19 protein-coding genes are annotated in these 19,467 nt (G+C 58.7%); 11 read left to right on the top strand and 8 right to left on the bottom strand.

All coding sequences use genetic code 11. The features are described from left to right. Window positions 1-67 precede the first annotated feature (67 nt). The 5 genes from hycE to hycA form a co-directional block, all read right to left on the bottom strand. Complete coding sequence (gene hycE / locus ACH1XZ_RS15185) at window positions 68-1,777, bottom strand: formate hydrogenlyase subunit HycE (protein WP_395596218.1); 1,710 nt, start codon at window positions 1,775-1,777, stop codon at window positions 68-70. A 16-nt stretch (window positions 1,778-1,793) separates the two neighbouring features. Continuing rightward, window positions 1,794-2,717: a respiratory chain complex I subunit 1 family protein gene (locus tag ACH1XZ_RS15180; RefSeq protein ID WP_395596217.1), complete on the bottom strand. Its 924-nt coding sequence runs from the start codon at window positions 2,715-2,717 to the stop codon at window positions 1,794-1,796. Window positions 2,718-2,719: 2 nt separating this feature from the next. Then, entirely contained in the window at window positions 2,720-4,546 is a 1,827-nt protein-coding gene (hycC, locus tag ACH1XZ_RS15175; protein ID WP_395596216.1) for a formate hydrogenlyase subunit 3, read from the bottom strand. After that, window positions 4,543-5,151, bottom strand: a complete 609-nt coding sequence (locus tag ACH1XZ_RS15170; RefSeq protein WP_395596215.1) for a 4Fe-4S dicluster domain-containing protein — start codon at window positions 5,149-5,151, stop codon at window positions 4,543-4,545. Before ACH1XZ_RS15170 ends, hycC begins: the two co-directional genes overlap by 4 nt. Window positions 5,152-5,233: 82 nt before the next feature. Continuing rightward, on the bottom strand, window positions 5,234-5,701 hold the full coding sequence (gene hycA / locus ACH1XZ_RS15165; protein ID WP_395596214.1) for a formate hydrogenlyase regulator HycA: 468 nt from the start codon (window positions 5,699-5,701) through the stop codon (window positions 5,234-5,236). A gap of 213 nt (window positions 5,702-5,914) precedes the next feature. On the opposite strand from hycA, the gene hypA reads away from it, so the two are divergent. The 10 genes from hypA to ACH1XZ_RS15115 all read left to right on the top strand — a co-directional run bounded on the left by hypA (window position 5,915) and on the right by ACH1XZ_RS15115 (window position 16,774). Beyond that, on the top strand, window positions 5,915-6,265 hold the full coding sequence (gene hypA, locus ACH1XZ_RS15160; protein WP_185668044.1) for a hydrogenase maturation nickel metallochaperone HypA: 351 nt from the start codon (window positions 5,915-5,917) through the stop codon (window positions 6,263-6,265). Between the two features lie 3 nt (window positions 6,266-6,268). Beyond that, window positions 6,269-7,141 (top strand): hydrogenase nickel incorporation protein HypB, encoded by an 873-nt coding sequence (gene hypB, locus ACH1XZ_RS15155; protein WP_395596213.1) that lies wholly within the window; start codon window positions 6,269-6,271, stop codon window positions 7,139-7,141. Further along, complete coding sequence (locus ACH1XZ_RS15150; RefSeq protein ID WP_035892574.1) at window positions 7,132-7,404, top strand: HypC/HybG/HupF family hydrogenase formation chaperone; 273 nt, start codon at window positions 7,132-7,134, stop codon at window positions 7,402-7,404. Before hypB ends, ACH1XZ_RS15150 begins: the two co-directional genes overlap by 10 nt. After that, window positions 7,404-8,525: a hydrogenase formation protein HypD gene (hypD, locus tag ACH1XZ_RS15145; protein ID WP_395596212.1), complete on the top strand. Its 1,122-nt coding sequence runs from the start codon at window positions 7,404-7,406 to the stop codon at window positions 8,523-8,525. Before ACH1XZ_RS15150 ends, hypD begins: the two co-directional genes overlap by 1 nt. Further along, on the top strand, window positions 8,522-9,532 hold the full coding sequence (gene hypE / locus ACH1XZ_RS15140; protein ID WP_395596211.1) for a hydrogenase expression/formation protein HypE: 1,011 nt from the start codon (window positions 8,522-8,524) through the stop codon (window positions 9,530-9,532). The genes hypD and hypE overlap by 4 nt, the downstream gene beginning before the upstream one ends. A 183-nt stretch (window positions 9,533-9,715) precedes the next feature. Beyond that, window positions 9,716-11,800 (top strand): formate hydrogenlyase transcriptional activator FlhA, encoded by a 2,085-nt coding sequence (flhA, locus tag ACH1XZ_RS15135; RefSeq protein ID WP_395596210.1) that lies wholly within the window; start codon window positions 9,716-9,718, stop codon window positions 11,798-11,800. 56 nt (window positions 11,801-11,856) lie between these two features. Then, on the top strand, window positions 11,857-12,285 hold the full coding sequence (locus ACH1XZ_RS15130; protein ID WP_123650573.1) for a TOBE domain-containing protein: 429 nt from the start codon (window positions 11,857-11,859) through the stop codon (window positions 12,283-12,285). A 164-nt stretch (window positions 12,286-12,449) separates the two neighbouring features. Next, the gene (locus tag ACH1XZ_RS15125; protein WP_395596209.1) at window positions 12,450-13,385 is read left to right on the top strand and encodes an alpha/beta hydrolase; all 936 of its coding nucleotides are present in this window, start codon (window positions 12,450-12,452) and stop codon (window positions 13,383-13,385) included. Window positions 13,386-13,635: 250 nt separating this feature from the next. Beyond that, window positions 13,636-15,933 (top strand): formate C-acetyltransferase, encoded by a 2,298-nt coding sequence (locus ACH1XZ_RS15120; RefSeq protein WP_395596208.1) that lies wholly within the window; start codon window positions 13,636-13,638, stop codon window positions 15,931-15,933. Then, window positions 15,899-16,774, top strand: a complete 876-nt coding sequence (locus tag ACH1XZ_RS15115) for a [formate-C-acetyltransferase]-activating enzyme (protein WP_395596207.1) — start codon at window positions 15,899-15,901, stop codon at window positions 16,772-16,774. The genes ACH1XZ_RS15120 and ACH1XZ_RS15115 overlap by 35 nt, the downstream gene beginning before the upstream one ends. A gap of 116 nt (window positions 16,775-16,890) precedes the next feature. On the opposite strand, the gene ACH1XZ_RS15110 is transcribed toward ACH1XZ_RS15115, so the two are convergent. Next, window positions 16,891-17,658 carry a phytanoyl-CoA dioxygenase family protein gene (locus ACH1XZ_RS15110; RefSeq protein WP_185668035.1) on the bottom strand — a complete coding sequence of 256 codons (768 nt, stop codon included), beginning with the start codon at window positions 17,656-17,658 and terminating at the stop codon, window positions 16,891-16,893. 161 nt (window positions 17,659-17,819) lie between these two features. Here ACH1XZ_RS15110 and ACH1XZ_RS15105 point away from each other — a divergent pair, with 161 nt between their 5' ends. Then, window positions 17,820-18,641, top strand: coding sequence for a helix-turn-helix transcriptional regulator (locus ACH1XZ_RS15105; protein ID WP_395596206.1), 822 nt, complete (start codon window positions 17,820-17,822; stop codon window positions 18,639-18,641). On the opposite strand, the gene ACH1XZ_RS15100 is transcribed toward ACH1XZ_RS15105, so the two are convergent. Further along, window positions 18,642-18,986, bottom strand: coding sequence for a nitrous oxide-stimulated promoter family protein (locus ACH1XZ_RS15100; protein ID WP_333496681.1), 345 nt, complete (start codon window positions 18,984-18,986; stop codon window positions 18,642-18,644). 64 nt (window positions 18,987-19,050) lie between these two features. After that, complete coding sequence (locus ACH1XZ_RS15095; protein WP_395596205.1) at window positions 19,051-19,338, bottom strand: Rdx family protein; 288 nt, start codon at window positions 19,336-19,338, stop codon at window positions 19,051-19,053. Window positions 19,339-19,467: the final 129 nt, after the last annotated feature.

Genomic DNA, 19,467 nt, shown 5'->3' with positions numbered 1-19,467 from the left:
GCCCTTCCCCCTCGCCCCTTTGGGGAGAGGGTCGGGGTGAGGGGGAATCCCCCACGCAATGCCCCAATTATTTCAGCGGCGAGTTCTTACGCTCGATGCTGTAGCGCTCAAGCTCTTTGTACGGCACGACCTTGCTCTTCTTCTTACGCACGTCGACCACGGTCATACGGTCGGTACAGGAGTAGCAAGGGTCGAGGCTACCGATGATCAGCGGCGCATCGGAAACGGTGTTGCCGCGCAGCATATAGCGCAGGGTTGGCCAGTTGGCGTAGGTCGCCGCGCGGCAGCGCCAGCGGTACAGCTTCTGGTTGTCGCCGGTCATGCTCCAGTGAATATCGTCACCGCGAGGCGCTTCCGAGAAGCCCAGCGCGAAGCGGTTTGGAATGTAGGTGAAACCTTCTACCGCAAGCGGGCCGCCAGGCAGGTTATCGAGGCCGAAATCAATCATGTTCAGCGCAGTGAACACTTCGTTGATACGTACTTTCAGACGGGAGATAACGTCGCAGCCCTGCTCGCTGTGCACTTCCATCGGCAGCAGACCGTAGCCCACGAATGGGTGATCGGCACGAGTATCACGGGCGTGGCCGCTAGCGCGAACCATCGGGCCGACGTTACTGAAGTCACGGGCGATTTCCGGATCCAGGCGGCCGATACCCACGGTGCGCTGTTCCATGTTCGGCGTGCTCAGCAAAATATCCACCAGGTCCTGCACATCGCGACGCATCTGCTGCGCCAACTGACGAGTCTGGATCATGTCGTCTTTCAGGAAGTCACGACGGATGCCGCCAATCAGGTTCAGGCCGTAGGTTTTACGCGCGCCGGTGAGGATTTCCGCCATTTTCATGGAGGCTTCACGAACGCGGAAGAACTGCATAAAGCCGGAGTCGAAGCCGGTGAAGTGGCACGCCAGGCCGAGGTTCAGCAGGTGCGAGTGCAGACGCTCAACTTCCAGCAGAATGGCGCGGATCATCTGCGCGCGTTCCGGCACCACGATGCCCATCGCGTTCTCGACGGAGGTGGTGTAGGCGGTGCTGTGGGCAAAGCCGCAGATGCCGCACACGCGGTCGGACAGGAAGGTCACTTCGTTGTAACCCATGCGGGTTTCCGCCAGTTTTTCCATGCCGCGGTGGACATAGAACAGACGGTAGTCGGCATCGATAATGTTCTCGCCGTCAACGAACAGACGGAAGTGGCCCGGTTCATCAGAGGTGACGTGCAGTGGGCCAATTGGCACCACATTGTTTTTCTTAGTACCCAGCTCGTTGATGAACTCGTAGGTTTCGGCATCGGTGGTCGGTGCCGGGCGCTGACGGTAGTCCATGCTGTCTTTACGCAGCGGATACAGCTCGTCCGGCCAATCATCCGGCAGCACCAGACGACGTTCGTCAGGCAGGCCCACCGGGCGCAGACCGTACATATCGCGCACTTCGCGCTCGCCCCACACCGCCGCCGGAACGCGCGGCGTCACGGACGGGTATTCGAGGGTGTTAGGGTCGACTTCGACGCGCACGGTAATCCAGCACTTGGTGCCTTTTTCCATCGACAGCACGTAGTAGACCGCATAGTGTCCGTTCAGTTTACGTTCGTCGTTGCCGAACAGCACCGACAGCCAGCCGCCCTGCTGGTAGTAAAGAAACTCGACGACTTCCGGCAGGTAGTTCACCTTCACGGTAATCGTTAACTGGTCTTTGGTCTGCCAGGCTTCGTCCAGCACCACGCCCGGGAAGGACTGGTGCAGCGCAGCGAGGTAGTGTTGACCCACTTTTTCTTCAGACATGCTCAAAACTCTCTTATCACGCCACCAGCAAGGAGACGAAGGCTAAAAAGGCTAAACCGAACCCGGTCCAGGTGATGCGACCGGTAATATCCAGACGCAGACGCGCCATGCTGTTTTCGAACAGGGCGATAATCAGCACGCCAACCACCAGCTTGACGATGGCGGCAATCACGGCCATCACCAGACCACCGACGCTAAAGCTGGTCATCTGCCCCCACGGGATGAAGACGCCAACGAACATCTGCAGCACCACCAGCTGTTTCAGGCTGATGCCCCACTTCAGCACGCCGAAGCCGCTGCCGCTGTATTCAGACAGTGGGCCTTCCTGCAGCTCTTGCTCCGCTTCCGCGAGATCGAACGGCAGCTTGCCCATTTCGATAAAGGTGGCGAAGGCGCAGGCGCAGAAGGCCAGCGCCAGCGGAATGCTGCGGCCGACCGGCCAGTGGTACAGGGTGTTGGTGATATTGCTGATATGGGTTGAACCCGCGACCAGCGCGGCGACCCACAACCCCAGCAGCAGCATCGGCTCAACCAGCACGCCGAGCATCGCTTCACGGCTTGCGCCGATGGCGGTGAACGGGCTACCGGTGTCGAGACCGGCAATGGCAAAGAAGAAACGCGCAACGGCAAACAGGTAGATAAGGGTGATCAGATCGCCCAGACCCGGCATCGGAGAAGCCACGGTCACCACCGGCAGCGCGGTGGCAATCGTCAGCATCACGCCGACCATCACAAACGGCGTCAGGCGGAACACCCAGCCGGAAGCGTCCGGGCCAATGCTCTGGCGGCCCAGCAGTTTGATGATGTCGCGATACTCCTGCATCACGCCCGGCCCGCGACGGTTATGCAACCGTGCGCGCAGCACGCGGGTGATACCAGACAGCAGCGGCGCGACGGCGAACAGCACCAGCGCCTGCAGTACAGCAAATAGGAACGTCATGTTCAGGCTCCTCGAGAGATGACAATCACGACCAGCACCGCCAGTTCAACCAGCGCCAGACGTTGCAGCAGCAGCGGCGCCGCCGCGTTCTGCCAGCCCGGAACCAGAGAGACCGGGTTGAGCCATTTGCGCAGTTTCAGCACCGGAGCAAAGGCCTGTTTCACCGGCATCGCAAAACCGTGCGCGGTGATCACCATGGATTGTTCGTGGTCGTAACCACAGACCCACGCCGCGCCGCGAGAACGGCTTGGCAGGCGATTGCCTTTGAGCAGCGCCAGAATGATGAACGGCAGCAGCGGGCAGGCAATCAGCAGCAGGGTAATCATCGGCTGGGACACCACGGTATGCGCGGTAGCCATCGGCAGCGGCACGGCGGCGCTCAGCATTGGCAGCAGCCACGGCGCGGCAACGCCGCCAACGATACACAGCAGCGCCATCACCACGGTGCTAATCGCCATCAGCAGCGGCGCGCAGCAGGCGTTTTCCGCCTCTTTCGTGCGCGGTGCGCCAAGGAAGGTGACACCGTAGACTTTCGCCATACACATCACCGCCAGCGCGCCGGTAATCGCCAGGCCAACGGCCAGCAACGGCCCCAGCAGACGACCAATAAACGCCCCGCTGGTGCTCAGCTTGAAGAAGGACTGGTAGATAACCCACTCACCGGCAAAGCCGTTCAGCGGCGGCAGCGCGGCCATCGCCATCAGACCCACCAGCATCGCCAGCGAGATCATCGGCATGCGTTTACCAATACCGCCTAGCTTCTCGATATCGCGGTGGCCGGTACGGAACCAGACGGAGCCCGCGCCGAGGAACAGCGTAGTTTTGAACAGGCTATGGTTGAGCAGATGGTACAGACCCCCGGTCAGACCCAGCGCCACCATCACCGGCTCCTGCAATGCCAGGCCGGTCACGCCGACGCCTAAACCGAGCAGAATAATGCCGATGTTTTCCAGCGTGTGGTACGCCAGCAGACGCTGAATGTTGTGTTCCATCAGCGCGTACAGGCCGCCGACAAACGCGGTTACCATCCCCAGCACCAGCAGCGCAATGCCCCACCACAGCGGCTGAACGTCACCCAGCAGCGACACGGTGAGAATGCCGAGCAGACCTACTTTCATTACCACGGTAGAGAACAGCGCGGCGGCCGGTGCGCTGGCGTTGGCGTGCGCCTGCGGAACCCAACCGTGCAGCGGGATGATCCCGGCCAGCAGGCCAAAGCCAATCACACACAGCACCCAGATGTCAGAACCGATCGGCAGCATCTGCGCACGTTCGTTCAGCAGCACCAGATCCAGCGTGCCGTAGCGCTGCCACAGCAGCAGACAGGCAATCGCCAGCAGGATGGTGCCCAGGCGGCCCAGCGCAAACCACAGCTTGCCGGAGGAGGCGCAGCCGGTAAGGAACGCGCCGCACAGCGCCATAATTTCCGCCATCACCACCAGCGAACCGAAGCTGCTCGCCACCATCGCGCAGACGGCAGCCGCCAGCAGGATGTTGATCAGCAGACCGTTACTTTTCACGTTCGGATGACGATGCCAGTCAATGTTGTAGAGGCTGACAAACAGGCCGCATAGGCCGAGCGCAATCAGCCAAACCGCGTTCAGCGGAGAGACCAGCACGCTGTAGTGAAGCAGCGACAGGCTACCCATCACCGGGAAACCGTGCACCAGCACCTGAACGCCCGCCAGGCCCGCGCACAGGCTGCCCAGCGCGCCGCCGATACCAGCAACGAAACCGCTCAGGGATTTATTAAACGACAGCACAAAGGACAGCACGGCGGCGGCGGCAAACCAGGCCACTGCGCTATTAATCAACGTCATGACGCTCATTTCGCCTCTCCTTGTTGCGACTGGAACAGCGTCAAATCGCCTAAATCGGTATGGAAGGTCAGCTCGCGTTTGCGTTTGCTGACGCGGGCGATGTCCATATTGTTCACCAGATGCAGCGCTTTGGTCGGGCAGGTACGCACGCAGGCCGGGCCTTCTTCGTCGAAGTGGCACAGGTCGCATTTCACCGCAATGGCACGAACGCCTGGCACCCAGTCCAGCAATGTACTGACGCGAGCCGGAGCCGGCGGCGCTGGCAGCGCTTTCGGCGAGTTGGCGTTGGCCGGAATATCCAGCGGACGGCTACCGGAAAATTCAATCGCCCCAAACGGGCAGGCAATGCCGCACAGTTTGCAGCTTACGCACAGGCTTTCATTGAGCTGTACGGCACCATCGACGCGGGTAATCGCATTAACCGGGCATACCCCGGCGCACGGCGCGTCTTCACAGTGGTGACACATCTGTGGCGCGGATTCTTTTTCATTGAGCATTACTCTGAGCCGCGGCATAGATTGCAGGCCGTGGTGGCGATGCGTTTCCGCACAGGCCGCTTCACAGGTACGGCAACCGATACAAACGGTAGAGTCAGCAATTACAAAACGATTCACCAGGTCTTCCTCAGGTGACAGTCATTTTTGACGAAATCATGCAGAGCAAGTGTCATTTCGACACCCGTCGACACACCAATAATCAAGCGTGGGAAGCCCGTTGGGGCTCTTGTGCCAGCTGGCTGAAACTGACCGGGCTGTCGCTTTCAAGTGCCGCATACAGGGTGTCGTATACCGGCGAAATTTTTTCCAGGTAGTGTTCCAGCACCTGCTCGCGGTCGCGGATATTGACGGTGCCGTCAATAAAGCCGTTCATGCTCATCTCGGCGCTGCCCACGCACTGTTTATTCAGGCCGTCGCGGGTTTCAACAACATACTCAACGGTGTGGCTGTTAAAGCCGCTGGCAAGGCTTACGGAAACCACGAAGTGTTCGAACAGCACGAAGCTCAGCTCTTTCTCTGGCGCGCAATTCATGCCGTGGTGCAGACGCGCTTTGGACAACGTAATCCCTTGAACCAGAGAGTTGCAGTAGACACGCCATTGATCCTGATGGCGGCGGTGACGATCGGCGATATAGTCGGCCTTCTCGCTAATTTCCCAAATAGTCATGTCGGTTACCCGGTTAATAGAAACAAGCCTCCCAAGCACTTTTCATGCCATATTTTTAATATGTTGATTTAATTGAATTTTAATGAAATGACACGGCTATAGTGACATGTCATTTCGTCAGTCCGACATCGTCATCGACAGTCTTTAATGACCTTTTTTCATCTCTGGCATCGTTATTGCATTATCACGGCGAGTTATGAAACAGGAGGCGTTATGCACGAAATCACGCTCTGCCAGCGAGCGCTGGAAATTGTCGAACAGCAGGCGATTCAGAACGGCGCGAAGCGCGTCACTGGCGTCTGGATGAAGGTCGGCGCTTTTTCTTGTGTAGAGACGAGCGCAATGACCTTTTGTTTTGATCTGGTGTGCCGCGGCACGCTGGCTGAAGGCTGTACACTGCACGTCGAGGAACAGGAAGCGGAATGCTGGTGTGAATCCTGCCAGCAGTACGTTCAGCTCGTGTCAGTTCACGTGCGCCGTTGTCCGCAGTGCCATAGCGACAACCTGCGCATCGTCGCCGACGACGGTTTACAGATTCAGCGAATTGAAATTGATCAGGAGTAAAGTATGTGTACCACCTGTGGTTGTGCCGATGGCAACCTCTATATAGAGGGCGATGAACGTAACCCGCACTCGCTGTTCCGCAGTGCGCCTTTCGCCCCGGCAGGTCGTCCGGCGCTGTCCATTACCGGCGTCAGAACCCGAGAATTTGAACCACAGGCCGCCGACAACGGCGACCTGCACTACGGCCACGGCGAAGCGGGCACCCACGCGCCGGGCATGAGCCAGCGCCGGATGCTGGAAGTCGAAATCGACGTGCTGGATAAAAACAACCAGATTGCCGCCCGCAACCGCGCGCGCTTTGCTGCCCGCGAACTGCTGGTGCTGAATCTGGTTTCCAGCCCCGGCTCCGGTAAAACCACCCTGCTCACCGAAACCTTGATGCGCCTGAAAGACCGCGTCTCCTGCGCCGTTATCGAAGGCGACCAGCAGACGGTGAACGACGCCGCACGTATTCGCGCCACCGGCACCCCGGCGATTCAGGTCAACACCGGTAAGGGTTGCCACCTTGATGCGCAGATGATTGCCGATGCCGCCCCGCGCCTGCCGCTTGAGAGCAACGGGATTCTGTTTATCGAAAACGTCGGTAACCTGGTCTGCCCGGCAAGCTTTGATCTGGGCGAACGCCACAAAGTCGCCGTGCTGTCGGTCACCGAAGGTGAAGACAAGCCGCTCAAGTACCCGCATATGTTTGCCGCCGCGTCGGTCATGCTGCTCAACAAAGTTGACCTGCTGCCGTACCTCAACTTTGACGTTGAGAAGTGCCTCGCCTGCGCGCGCGAAGTGAATCCGAATATTGAAATCATCCTGCTCTCCGCCACCAGCGGCGAAGGCATGGATAGCTGGCTGAACTGGCTGGAGGCGCAGCGATGTGCATAGGCATTCCTGGACAAATTTCTGCCATTGACGGCGTACAGGCGAAGGTGGACGTGTGCGGCATTAAGCGCGACGTCGACCTGACGCTGGTCGGCGCGGTGGACGAAAACGGCCAGTCGCGCATCGGCCAGTGGGTGCTGGTGCACGTGGGCTTTGCCATGAGCATCATCAACGAAGAAGAGGCACGCGATACCCTCGCGGCGCTGGAAAATATGTTTGAAGTTGAGCCCGACGTTGGCGCGCTGCTCTTTGGCGAGGAACGATAATGCGCTTTGTTGATGAGTACCGCGCGCCCGAGCAGGTGATGCAGCTGATTGCCCACCTGAAAAACCGGGCGCAGCATCTGGCCTATACCGCTGAACGCCCACTGCGCATCATGGAAGTGTGCGGCGGCCATACGCACGCGATTTTCAAATTCGGTCTTGACCAGCTGCTGCCGGAGAATATTGAATTTATCCACGGGCCGGGCTGCCCGGTGTGCGTACTGCCGATGGGACGCATTGACACCTGTATTGAAATTGCCAGCCATCAAGAGGTGATTTTCTGCACCTTCGGTGACGCCATGCGCGTACCGGGGAAAAACGGCTCGCTGATGCAGGCAAAATCGCGCGGCGCGGATATCCGTATCGTCTATTCGCCGATGGATGCCCTGAAGCTGGCGCAGCAGAACCCGGACCGTAAAGTGGTGTTCTTCGGCTTAGGCTTTGAGACCACTATGCCGACCACCGCCATCACGCTGCAACAGGCGAAGGCGCAGAAGGTCAGCAACTTCTTCTTTTTCTGTCAGCATATTACGCTTATCCCCACCCTGCGCAGCCTGCTCGATCAGCCGGACAACGGGATCGATGCGTTTCTGGCACCGGGCCACGTCAGCATGGTCATTGGCACTCACGCCTACGGCTTTATCGCCAGCGACTATCAGCGTCCGCTGGTGGTGGCGGGCTTTGAACCGGTTGACCTGCTGCAAGGCGTGAACATGCTGGTGGAGCAGAAAATTGCCGAAGCGCCCTGCGTGGAAAACCAGTACCGCCGCGTGGTGCCGGATGACGGCAACAAGCTTGCGCAAAACGCCATTGCCGAGGTGTTTGCGGTCAAAGGCGACAGCGAATGGCGCGGCCTTGGCTTAATTAACGACTCCGGCGTGCAGCTGACGCCGGACTATCAATGCTTTGACGCGGAAGCGCACTTCAAACCGCAGCCGCAGCGCGTCTGCGATGACCCACGCGCCCGCTGCGGCGACGTGCTCACCGGCCGTTGCAAACCGCATCAGTGCCCGCTGTTTGGTGCCACCTGCAACCCGCAGAGCGCCTTCGGCGCGTTGATGGTGTCGTCAGAAGGCGCCTGCGCCGCCTGGTATCAATATCGCAGTCAGGAGGCAGAAGCATGAAAAGTATTCAGTTAGCGCACGGCAGCGGCGGTCTGGCGATGCAGCAGCTTATCGACGGCCTGTTTATGAAAGCCTTCGCCAACCCCTGGCTGGCGGAGCAGGAAGATCAGGCGCGCCTGTCGCTGGCCTCGCTGACCGCCCACGGCGACCGCCTGGCGTTCTCCACCGACAGCTACGTGATTGACCCGCTGTTCTTCCCCGGCGGCAATATCGGTAAGCTGGCGATTTGCGGCACCGCCAACGATGTGGCGGTCAGCGGCGCGGTACCGCGCTATCTCTCCTGCGGCTTTATTATCGAAGAAGGGCTGCCGATGGAGACGCTGGAGGCGGTCGTCAACAGCATGGCGGAAACCGCCAAAGCGGCGGATATCGCCATCGTCACCGGCGACACCAAAGTAGTCGGGCGCGGCGCGGCGGATAAGCTGTTTATCAATACCGCCGGGATGGGCGCTATTCCGGCTGATATCCACTGGGGCGCGGCAACGCTCACCCCAGGCGACCTGCTGATTGTCAGCGGCACGCTGGGCGACCATGGCGCGACCATCCTCAATCTGCGCGAACAGCTCGGCCTTGATGGCGAACTGCAAAGCGACTGCGCGGTGCTCACGCCGCTTATCCAGAGCCTACGCCCGATTGCTGGCGTGAAGGCGCTGCGCGATGCCACCCGCGGCGGCGTGAACGCGGTGGCCCATGAATTTGCCGCTACCTGCGGCCACGGCGTTGAAATTCATGAACAGAATATTCCACTGAAAGATGCCGTACGCGGCGTATGCGAATTATTGGGGCTTGACGCCCTTAACTTCGCAAATGAAGGTAAACTGATGATTGGCGTCACCCGCGAAGCAGCCGAAGAGGTGCTCGCCGCACTGCGCGCCCATCCACTGGGCCGCGATGCCGCTATCATTGGCGAAATCACGGAGCGCCGTGGGGTTCGCGTTGCCGGGCTGTACGGAGTGAAACGTACGCTCGACCTGCCTCACGCCGAACCACTGCCGCGAATCTGTTAACGTCTGAAATACGCGTCACTTAAGATGTTAATGTTAAATGTAGGCCGGATAAGGCGTTTACGCCGCCATACGGCAATTTTCGCGAATTCTGCCGGATGGCGCTTCGCTTATCCGGCCTACAACTGAAATTTATTATTATTATTAGTTATCGCACCCAGCGCGGTGCTTTTATGGGCAAGCTACATGTCGTATACACCGATGGGCGATCTCGGCCAGCAAGGGCTGTTTGATATTACCCGGACTCTTCTCCAACAACCCGATCTGGCCACGCTCAGCGAAACGCTGGCGCAGCTGGCAAAACAATCTGCGCTGGCGGACAGCGCGGCGATAATCCTGCTGCAGCCGGGAAACCACCGCGCGGGATACCATGCCACGCCTGAAGCCGGCAAACCGATCGCCTATGAAGACGATAGCGTGCTGGCGAATGGGCCGGTAAGACGCCTGCTCTCGCGCCCCGATGCGCTGCACTGTAGCTACAGTGAATTCCACGAAGCCTGGCCACAACTGGCGCACAGCGGGCTCTACTCACCGTTTGGCCATTACTGCCTGCTGCCGCTGGCCGCCGAAGGGCGCATCTTCGGCGGCTGTGAATTTATCCGCAACAATGACCAGCCGTGGACGGAAAAAGAGTACCAGCGCCTGCACACCTTTACCCAGATTGTCGCCGTGGTGACTGAGCAGATCCAAAGCCGGGTCACCAACAACGTCGACTACGATCTCTTGTGCCGCGAGCGCGATAACTTCCGCATTCTTGTGGCGATCACCAACGCCGTGCTGTCGCGTCTCGACATGGACGATCTGGTCGGCGCGGTGGCCAAAGAGATCCACTACTACTTTAATATCGACGCCATCAGCGTGGTGCTGCGCGGCAACCGCAAAGGCAAGCTGAATATCTACTCAACGCACTACATTGACGTTAACGATCCGGTTCACGATCAGAGCGAAGTGAACGAGTCCGGTACGCTGACCGAGCGCGTGTTCAAGAGCAAAGAAATGCTCAAGCTCAACCTCGACGAGCAGGACAAACTCGCCCCGTACGAGCGCCAGCTGTTTGAAATGTGGGACGATAAAATTCAGACGCTGTGCCTGCTGCCGCTGATGTCGGGCGACAAGATGCTCGGCGTGCTGAAGCTTGCACAGTGCGATGAAAAAGTGTTCTGCGCTGCCAACCTTAAGCTGCTCAAACAAATTGCCGAACGCGTGTCTATTGCCGTCGATAACGCCCTCGCCTATCAGGAAATTCACCGCCTTAAAGAGCGCCTGGTCGACGAAAACCTGGCGCTGACCGAACAGTTGAACAACGTTGACGGCGAATTTGGCGAGATAATCGGCCGCAGCGAAGCAATGTATAACGTGCTTAAGCAGGTTGAGATGGTGGCGCCAAGCGACAGCACCGTGCTGATCCTCGGCGAAACCGGCACCGGTAAAGAGCTGATTGCCCGCGCTATTCATAATCTGAGCGGCCGAAACAGCCGTCGGATGGTGAAGATGAACTGCGCGGCAATGCCGGCCGGTCTGCTGGAAAGCGACCTTTTCGGCCACGAGCGCGGCGCGTTTACCGGCGCTAGCGCCCAGCGCATTGGCCGCTTTGAGCTGGCGGACAAAAGCTCCATGTTCCTTGATGAAGTGGGCGATATGCCGCTGGAGCTACAGCCGAAGCTGCTGCGCGTGTTGCAGGAGCAGGAGTTCGAGCGTCTGGGCAGTAATAAGCTGATCCAGACCGATGTGCGTCTGATTGCCGCCACCAACCGCGATCTCAAGCAGATGGTGCTGGATCGCGAATTCCGTAGCGATCTTTACTATCGCCTGAACGTTTTCCCGATCCACCTGCCGCCGCTGCGCGAGCGTCCGGAAGATATCCCACTGCTGGTGAAAGCCTTCACCTTTAAAATCGCCCGTCGTCTGGGGCGCAATATCGACAGCATTCCGGCGGAAACGCTGCGCACCTTAAGCCAGATGGAGTGGCCGGGTAACGTACGCGAACTGGAAAACGTGATTGAGCGTGCGGTGCTGCTGACCCGCGGCAGCGTGTTGCAGCTTTCGCTGCCGGAGCTGGCCTTTGCCAGCGAAGCGCCGTCGGAGCCAATGCCGATGGCGGAAGCGCCGAAAGAGGGCGAGGACGAATATCAGCTTATCGTCCGGGTACTGAAAGAGACTAACGGCGTGGTCGCCGGGGCAAAAGGCGCGGCGCAGCGTCTGGGGCTTAAGCGCACCACATTACTCTCAAGAATGAAACGCCTGGGCATTGATAAAGATTCGTTAATGTAAAAACTGTGGCTATACTGACCTCTGATTCAATAACGAGTGAATGGAGGCAGTATCGTATGGCAGTTTCCGCACGTAACCAATTAACAGGCACCATCAGCGCAGTCTCAACCGGCGCGGTCAACGACGAAATCGAACTGACCCTGCCGGGCGGCGCAAAGCTGGTGGCTATCGTCACCCACAGCAGTAAAGAAGCGCTGGGCCTGGTCAATGGGAAGGAAGCCATTGCCCTGATTAAAGCCCCGTGGGTCACGCTGGCAACCGAAGACTGCGGTCTGAAGTTCTCCGCCCGCAACCAGTTTGCCGGTGAAGTGACCCAAGTCACCGAAGGCGCGGTGAACGCCACCGTACATATCAAAACCGATGCTGGTTTTGAGATTGTTGCCGTGGTCACCAACGAAAGCCAGAGCGAGATGAAGCTGGCGAAAGGCAGCCGCGCGATTGCGCTGATCAAAGCGTCCGCGATCCTTATCGCCACCCGCGCGTAAGTTTTCCCCGGCGTCGCTGCGCCCGGCTGGGCTACGCGACACCGGGAATAATACCCACCTCACACCTTCTCGTTTCTCTATTTATGAAACACCATTTTGTGAATGCATTCCCGTTCTCACAATTTAATGGATGATAAATAAGCGTTTTCCCCGTGGAGACGTCTATGATTCGCTTACCTTTGTCCGCTGCTCTTGTCCTGGCATTTTCCGCACAGACGGCTTTTGCCGCCCTGCCCGTCCTTTCCGTCTGGCCCAATGGCGAAGCGCCGGGTGCTAAAAATAGCCCAGTGCGCTACGCGCTGGTGGAACGTAGCAAAGATCCGAATCTGCCGGATCGCGCCGTCACCGGCATCCGCGCGCCGGAAATGACCGTCTATGCCCCGGAGCACCCCAACGGCGTGGCGCTGCTGGTCACCCCCGGCGGCTCTTACCAGCGAGTGGTGCTGGATAAAGAAGGCAGCGATTTAGCCGCGCCGTTTAACGCCAAAGGCTATACGCTGTTCGTGATGACCTACCGTATGCCCGCCGATGGTCACGCCGAAGGGGCCAATGCGCCATTGGCTGACGCTCAGCGGGCGCTGCGCACCTTACGCGCCAACGCGGCAACGTGGCACATCAATCCGCAAAAAATCGGCGTGATGGGCTTCTCGGCGGGTGGGCACGTTGCCGCAAGCCTTGAGACGCGCTACGACGAGGCGGTTTATTCGCCACTCGACGACGTTGATAAACAGAGCGCGCGTCCTGATTTCGTGGTGCTCGGCTACCCGGTTATCTCGATGGATAAAGCCATTGCTCACCCCGGCTCACGCAGCGCCTTAATTGGCGACGCTCCATCCGCTGAGCAGATTAAGCACTACTCTCCTGAGCTGAATGTTACCGCGCAAACACCGCCAACCTTCCTGATGCACGCGGTGGATGACCCGTCGGTACCGGTCGACAACTCACTGGTGATGTTCAACGCCCTGCGCACGCATCACGTGCCGACCGAGCTGCATCTGTTCGCCGAAGGTAAGCATGGATTTGGTATTCGCGGCGCCAAAGGCCTGCCCGCCGCCGCGTGGCCGGAGCTGGCGATGAACTGGATTGCTTCGCTGCGTTAGTCGCGCCTGATGGCGGCTTCGCCTTATCAGGCCTACAAACCCAAAAGCGGCACGGACCTGTAGGCCGGATAAGGCGAAGCCGCCATCCGGCAATCTGGTTTACCACCCAGACAAAATTGAGATCGCATTTTTCCCTTTTGATCACAATAATCCAGTAAATCACCTCATTCTCTTCTGTCTCCCCGCCCCGCATTTGCCTAACGTAGAAGCCATAAGAAACGTCAGGTTAATCTCCCGAGGAGCCCGCAAAATGACTAATCGTATCCAGCGCCTGAAAGACGCCCTCTTCGCCAACCCGCGCGAAATCTCCCTTGAACGCGCCGTCCTCTACACCGAAAGCCACCGTCAGACCGACGGCGAGCCGGTGATTATTCGCCGCGCCAAAGCCACCGCCCATATTCTCGATAACGTCGCCATCAGCATTCGCGACGATGAACTGATTGCCGGCAACCGCACCATCAAACCGCGTGCCGGGATTATGTCGCCGGAGATGGACCCGTACTGGCTGCTAAAAGAGCTGGACCAGTTCCCGACCCGTCCGCAGGACCGTTTCAATATCAGCGACGACGACAAGCGCCTGTACCGCGACGAACTGTTCCCGTACTGGGAAAAGCGCTCGATGAAGGATTTCATCAACGCGCAGATGACCGACGACGTGAAAGCCGCCGTCAGCACACAAATTTTCAGCGTCAACCAGACCGACAAAGGCCAGGGCCATATCATTATCGACTACCCGCGTCTGCTGAATAACGGCCTGGATGCGCTGGTCAATGAGATGCATGCCCATCTGCGCGAGCAGCCGGATAACACCTTTTACCAGGCAGTGTTGATTCTGCTGGAAGCCTCGCAGCGCCACATTCTGCGCTACGCCGCGCTGGCCGATGAGATGGCGAGCCGTTGCCCTGACCCGCAGCGTCGTCAGGAGCTGGAAGCCATCGCAAGCATCTCGCGCCATAACGCCGCACAGAAGCCGGAAAACTTCTGGCAGGCCAGCCAGCTGTTCTGGTACATGAACATCATTTTGCAGTATGAGTCCAACGCTAGCTCCATCTCGCTTGGCCGCTTTGACCAGTACATGCTGCCATTCTGGCAAGCGTCGCTGAACCACGGCGAAGACCCGGCGTTTATGCAGGAATTGCTGGAGTCATTGTGGGTGAAGTGCAACGACATTGTGCTGCTGCGCTCTACCAGCAGCGCCCGCTACTTCGCCGGTTTTCCAACCGGCTACACCGCCCTGCTCGGCGGCCTGACCGAGAACGGCCGCAGCGCGGTGAATATCCTCTCCTTTACCTGCCTGGATGCCTACCAGAACGTACGCCTGCCGCAGCCGAACCTCGGGGTGCGGGTCAATGAACTGATCGACCGCCCGTTCCTGCGCAAAACCGCCGAAACCGTGCGCCTCGGTACCGGCATTCCGCAGATTTTCAACGATGAGGTAGTGGTACCGGCGTTCCTTAACCGTGGCGTGTCGCTGGAAGATGCCCGCGACTACGCGGTGGTTGGCTGCGTAGAGCTGTCGATTCCGGGTCGCACCTACGGTTTACATGACATCGCCATGTTCAACCTGCTGAAGGTGATGGAAATCGTCATGCTTGAGCACGAAGGCGATTCCCAACTCACCTACGACGGCCTGCTGGCAAGCATCCGCGATAAAATTCGTCACTACATAAAGCTGATGGTCGAAGGCAGCAATATCTGCGATATCGGCCACCGCGACTGGGCGCCGGTGCCGCTGCTCTCCTCATTCGTTGAAGACTGCATCGCCAACGGCAAAGACATTACCGACGGCGGCGCGCGCTACAACTTCTCCGGCGTGCAGGGCATCGGCATCGCCAACCTGAGCGATTCGCTGCATGCGCTGAAAGGGATGGTGTTCGACCAGCAGCGTATGAGCTTCGACGAACTGCTGGCGGTGCTGAAGGCCAACTTCGCCACGCCGGAGGGCGAAAAGGTTCGCGCGCGGCTGATGAACCGCTTTGAGAAATACGGTAACGATATCGACGATGTCGATAACATCAGCGCCGATCTGCTGCGTTTTTACTGCAAAGAGGTGGAAAAATACCGCAACCCGCGCGGCGGCCAGTTTACGCCGGGCTCCTATACCGTCTCCGCCCACGTGCCGTTAGGGTCGGTGGTCGGCGCAACGCCGGACGGACGTTTTGCCGGAGAGCAACTGGCGGACGGCGGACTGTCGCCGATGGTCGGCCAGGATGGTCAGGGGCCAACGGCGGTGCTGAAATCGGTGAGCAAACTCGATAACTTCCTGCTCTCCAACGGCACGCTGCTGAACGTCAAGTTCACCCCGGCAACGCTGGAGGGGGAAAGCGGCCTTAACAAGCTGGCCGATTTCCTGCACGCCTTTACCAAGCTCAAGCTCCAGCATATTCAGTTCAACGTGGTGAACGCCGAGACCCTGCGCGAAGCCCAGCAGCGCCCGCAGGATTTCGCCGGGCTAGTGGTGCGCGTAGCGGGCTACAGCGCCTTCTTTGTCGAGCTGTCGAAGGAGATTCAGGATGACATTATCCGCCGCACCGCGCATCAGCTGTGAGGTGATTGAGACGCGCGCCGACACGGCGCGCATTTTCAATATCCAGCGCTATTCGTTGAACGATGGTCAGGGCATCCGTACCGTGGTGTTCTTCAAAGGCTGCCCGCACACCTGCCCGTGGTGCGCCAACCCGGAGTCGATGTCGCCGAGAATCGAGACCGTGCGCCGGGAGAGCAAGTGCCTGCACTGCGCCACCTGTTTGCAGGATGCCGAGGAGTGTCCGTCCGGCGCGTGGGAAAATATTGGCCGCGACGTGACGCTGGAATCCCTCGAACGAGAAGTACTCAAAGACGAGGTGTTTTTCCGCGCGTCCGGCGGCGGTGTAACGCTCTCCGGCGGCGAAGTGCTGATGCAGGCCGAGTTCGCCACCCGCTTTTTGCAGCGCCTTAAGCAGTGGGGTATTCGCACCGCTATTGAAACCGCGGGCGATACCTCCCCTCGCCGCCTGCTGCCGCTGGCGCGGGCATGTGATGAGGTACTGTTTGATCTCAAAATCATGGACTGCGCACAGGCGCGTCAGGTGCTGAGCATGAACCAGACGCGGGTGCTGGAGAATTTTCGCCTGCTGGTCGCGGAAGGGATTAAGGTGATTCCGCGGCTGCCGCTGATCCCCGGTTACACCCTCAGCACCGAGAACGTCGCACAGATTCTGGCGTTTCTGACGCCGCTACCGGTTGAGGAAGTGCATCTGCTGCCGTTCCATCAATACGGCGAGCCGAAGTATTCTCTGCTGGAGCGGGAGTGGGCGATGGCGGGGATAAAAGCGCCTGAGCCCGAGGAGATTGCGCCGATTCAGGCGATGGTGGAACGGGCGGGGTATCGGGTGGTGGTAGGAGGCTAGTCCCGCACAAAACCGGTAGGCCGGATAAGGCGTTTACGCCGCCATCCGGCATCGCGCAACAAATTGCCCGATGGCGCTACGCTTATCGGGCCTACAAAAAACGCTAATGCGTGGCGTTATTCCACATCCAACAGCCACTTCTGCGCCGGGGTCAACCGGCTCGCCGTTTCCGGCGTTAACCAGCGTCGCTGATCCTGCTGCGCGGTATCCGCCCGGTCGATATACAACCCATGCAGAACGCGGCGGCGCGAGCCTTCACGGTTGGTGGTGCCGCCGTGCCAGGCGTGGGCGTTGTAGATCATCACGCTGCCTGCCGGCGCCTCAAAAATTACCTCATCCGGGTGCGGCAATCCCACATCCTCCAGTACCTCTTCCGGTAACTCCGGGCGCAGATGGGTTGCCGGAATAATCCGCGGTGCGCCGTTGGCGGCATAGAGATCGTCAATCGCCCAGATGGTGTTGACCAGATGCACCTTCGGGAAGTCCGGACGCGGCTTTTTCCAGTCGGCGTGCAGCGGCTGATGACCCCCGTTGTACAGCGCTTCGCGGGCGTTGAGACTGGAGATTTTAAACTCGCCCTCAAAGATATAGCGGCACGCCGACAAAATCAGCGGATGCGACCACACCTTCTCCCATACCACGCCCTTATTGACGAGGTTCGCCACGCGGGTCGCCGTCTCTTCCTGGTGGTGCTCCACCGCCAGGTTCTCCCCTTCTTTCTCCACCAGATAGTCAATGCGTTCGCGCATCGCCGCCAACCAGTCGGCATCCGCCACGCCGTGGACTATAGTGTAGCCCTGGGTATCCAGTTCATGTTTCATCGTCGCTGACAGTTCGCCACTCGCGCCCAGCGCCTCCAGCCAGAATGCCGCTTGCTTGTCCATACCGCCCTCTCTTTTGTTAACCATTTCACAACATGTATGAAAAGTTACTGCACGAGCGGCCGGCATTCTGTATGAGATAGCTACACAACGCTGGATTTTTGTGTACAGCAAAATAAAGTGTGATGAGATTCAAAATCCAGAATAATAACCAGGACATGAGCATGTCAGAGCAATCCCTCGTCCCCGTGCTGGAGCAGCTGCTTGCCCGGCAAAGCGACCTTGTCGTGCGGTTTCCGCAAACCTCGCAGCCTGCGCCGGAGCTGGCAATGAGCGTATCGTTTCCCCGGATGGAGATCGTGCTGGAAGGCGAGCTTGCCGATGGTTGCCTGAGCGCGCCGCTGGGGCCATTACAAGCGCTATATTTGCCCGGTGGCCGCTGGAACGCCCCGCAGTGGCAAGGCCCCGCCACCACGCTAAGCATCCTGTTCAGCAAGCAGAAGCTGGGCTTCAGCCTACAGCGCTTCGACGGCAAAAAATTCGTGGAGATCCGTAAGCAGCACGTCGCGCGCCTCGGGCCTCGGGTGGGGTCATATTTACTGCTGGCGATGAACGAACTGGCTATTCGCCCGGTGATGCCGACGGCGCAGATTGTGCTGAGCGGGCTGCTGAGCCACTGTATCGATCAGCTCACCCATCTGGCGGACACGGTCAGCAAGAGCAAAGAGCTGTTTCTGGCGATTCAGGAATATATCGATGAGCACGCCGCCGAAGCGCTCAGCCGGGAGACGGTGGCGAAGAAGTTCCACATTACGCCGAACTACCTGTCGCACCTGTTTCAGAAGTCAGGATCGGTGGGATTCAACGAGTATCTGACCGCCGTGCGGCTTGAGCTCGCGAAGAAATTACTGCGCGGGTATGAGATGAAAATCAAAGAGATAGCCCATCACTGCGGCTTTGAGGACAGCAACTATTTCTGCCGAATTTTCCGTAAGCATACGGCGCGTTCGCCGTCGGAATATCGCCGTCATTGCCGCACGATGTAGCTATTTTTTCGGGCGATATTTTTCCGGCAGCTCCGGTACCGGGCGACGGTCGTCAATCAGATGGCGGATAGTCAGGATTGGATGACGCCACAGCATACGCGGGCCTGCCCAGCGCATAATCTGCTTCATCTCTTCGCGTTTGGCAGGCTGATAGCAGTGTACCGGGCACTGTTTGCAGGCCGGTTTTTCCTCACCAAACACGCACTTATCCAATCGTTTATCAGCATAGGCATTCAACGCCTGATAGTGCTCTGCATCGTCCTGCGCCTGCGGGCAGCGCTGCTGATAAAGCGCAATCATGCTGCGGATGGTCCGTTTTTCCCGGTCGATGCGTTTGCCTGCCATAGCCTGTTCCTCACCAATAAAGATGCATTAATAATACACTTTTAATGAGGCTTTCGCAGCCGCTTTATGCCTCGTGTTTGTCCACATGTCCCAGCGGTTTTTCCGGGAAGCAGACGTCGCGCACCCGGCGTTTCAGCTCGGCGGCATCCGGGAAACCGTCGTCACGCTTGCGGTCCCAGATAAGCGCCTCGCCGACGGTAATGGTAAAAATTCCGCCGGTGCCGGGTACCAGGGTTACCGAAGCGATGTCGGTGCTGAAGGTGTGCAACAGCTCCTGCGCCATCCAGCTGGCGCGCAGCATCCAGTTACACTGGGAACAGTAGGTGACCGTAATAGCGGCTTTCTGCGTCATAGTATTCTCGCGATGAGTCAAAGGACTGATTGTAATCAAAATGTTGCATGCATAGAGATTTATTTGCAAACTTTATTGCAAATGATAATTCCTATCATTACTATTCGCATCACATTAAACGGAGTCGTT

Origin of the sequence: Kluyvera chengduensis (assembly GCF_044197065.1) — a bacterium.
In the GTDB taxonomy this organism is placed as follows: Bacteria; Pseudomonadota; Gammaproteobacteria; order Enterobacterales; family Enterobacteriaceae; genus Kluyvera; species Kluyvera ascorbata_C.
This window is presented reverse-complemented; position numbering and strand designations above follow the sequence as displayed.

Bases quoted from the DNA above. Each gene is read 5' to 3' on its own strand.
- ACH1XZ_RS15120 (WP_395596208.1), top strand. From the start codon at position 13,636: ATGACTAATCGTATCCAGCGCCTGAAAGACGCCCTCTTCGCCAACCCG.
- hypE (WP_395596211.1), top strand. From the start codon at position 8,522: ATGAAAAGTATTCAGTTAGCGCACGGCAGCGGCGGTCTGGCGATGCAG.
- ACH1XZ_RS15095 (WP_395596205.1), bottom strand. From the start codon at position 19,338: ATGACGCAGAAAGCCGCTATTACGGTCACCTACTGTTCCCAGTGTAAC.
- hypA (WP_185668044.1), top strand. From the start codon at position 5,915: ATGCACGAAATCACGCTCTGCCAGCGAGCGCTGGAAATTGTCGAACAG.
- ACH1XZ_RS15110 (WP_185668035.1), bottom strand. From the start codon at position 17,658: ATGGACAAGCAAGCGGCATTCTGGCTGGAGGCGCTGGGCGCGAGTGGC.
- flhA (WP_395596210.1), top strand. From the start codon at position 9,716: ATGTCGTATACACCGATGGGCGATCTCGGCCAGCAAGGGCTGTTTGAT.
- ACH1XZ_RS15100 (WP_333496681.1), bottom strand. From the start codon at position 18,986: ATGGCAGGCAAACGCATCGACCGGGAAAAACGGACCATCCGCAGCATG.
- hycE (WP_395596218.1), bottom strand. From the start codon at position 1,777: ATGTCTGAAGAAAAAGTGGGTCAACACTACCTCGCTGCGCTGCACCAG.
- ACH1XZ_RS15115 (WP_395596207.1), top strand. From the start codon at position 15,899: ATGACATTATCCGCCGCACCGCGCATCAGCTGTGAGGTGATTGAGACG.
- hycC (WP_395596216.1), bottom strand. From the start codon at position 4,546: ATGAGCGTCATGACGTTGATTAATAGCGCAGTGGCCTGGTTTGCCGCC.
- ACH1XZ_RS15150 (WP_035892574.1), top strand. From the start codon at position 7,132: ATGTGCATAGGCATTCCTGGACAAATTTCTGCCATTGACGGCGTACAG.
- hypD (WP_395596212.1), top strand. From the start codon at position 7,404: ATGCGCTTTGTTGATGAGTACCGCGCGCCCGAGCAGGTGATGCAGCTG.
- hypB (WP_395596213.1), top strand. From the start codon at position 6,269: ATGTGTACCACCTGTGGTTGTGCCGATGGCAACCTCTATATAGAGGGC.
- ACH1XZ_RS15180 (WP_395596217.1), bottom strand. From the start codon at position 2,717: ATGACGTTCCTATTTGCTGTACTGCAGGCGCTGGTGCTGTTCGCCGTC.
- ACH1XZ_RS15130 (WP_123650573.1), top strand. From the start codon at position 11,857: ATGGCAGTTTCCGCACGTAACCAATTAACAGGCACCATCAGCGCAGTC.
- ACH1XZ_RS15105 (WP_395596206.1), top strand. From the start codon at position 17,820: ATGTCAGAGCAATCCCTCGTCCCCGTGCTGGAGCAGCTGCTTGCCCGG.
- hycA (WP_395596214.1), bottom strand. From the start codon at position 5,701: ATGACTATTTGGGAAATTAGCGAGAAGGCCGACTATATCGCCGATCGT.
- ACH1XZ_RS15125 (WP_395596209.1), top strand. From the start codon at position 12,450: ATGATTCGCTTACCTTTGTCCGCTGCTCTTGTCCTGGCATTTTCCGCA.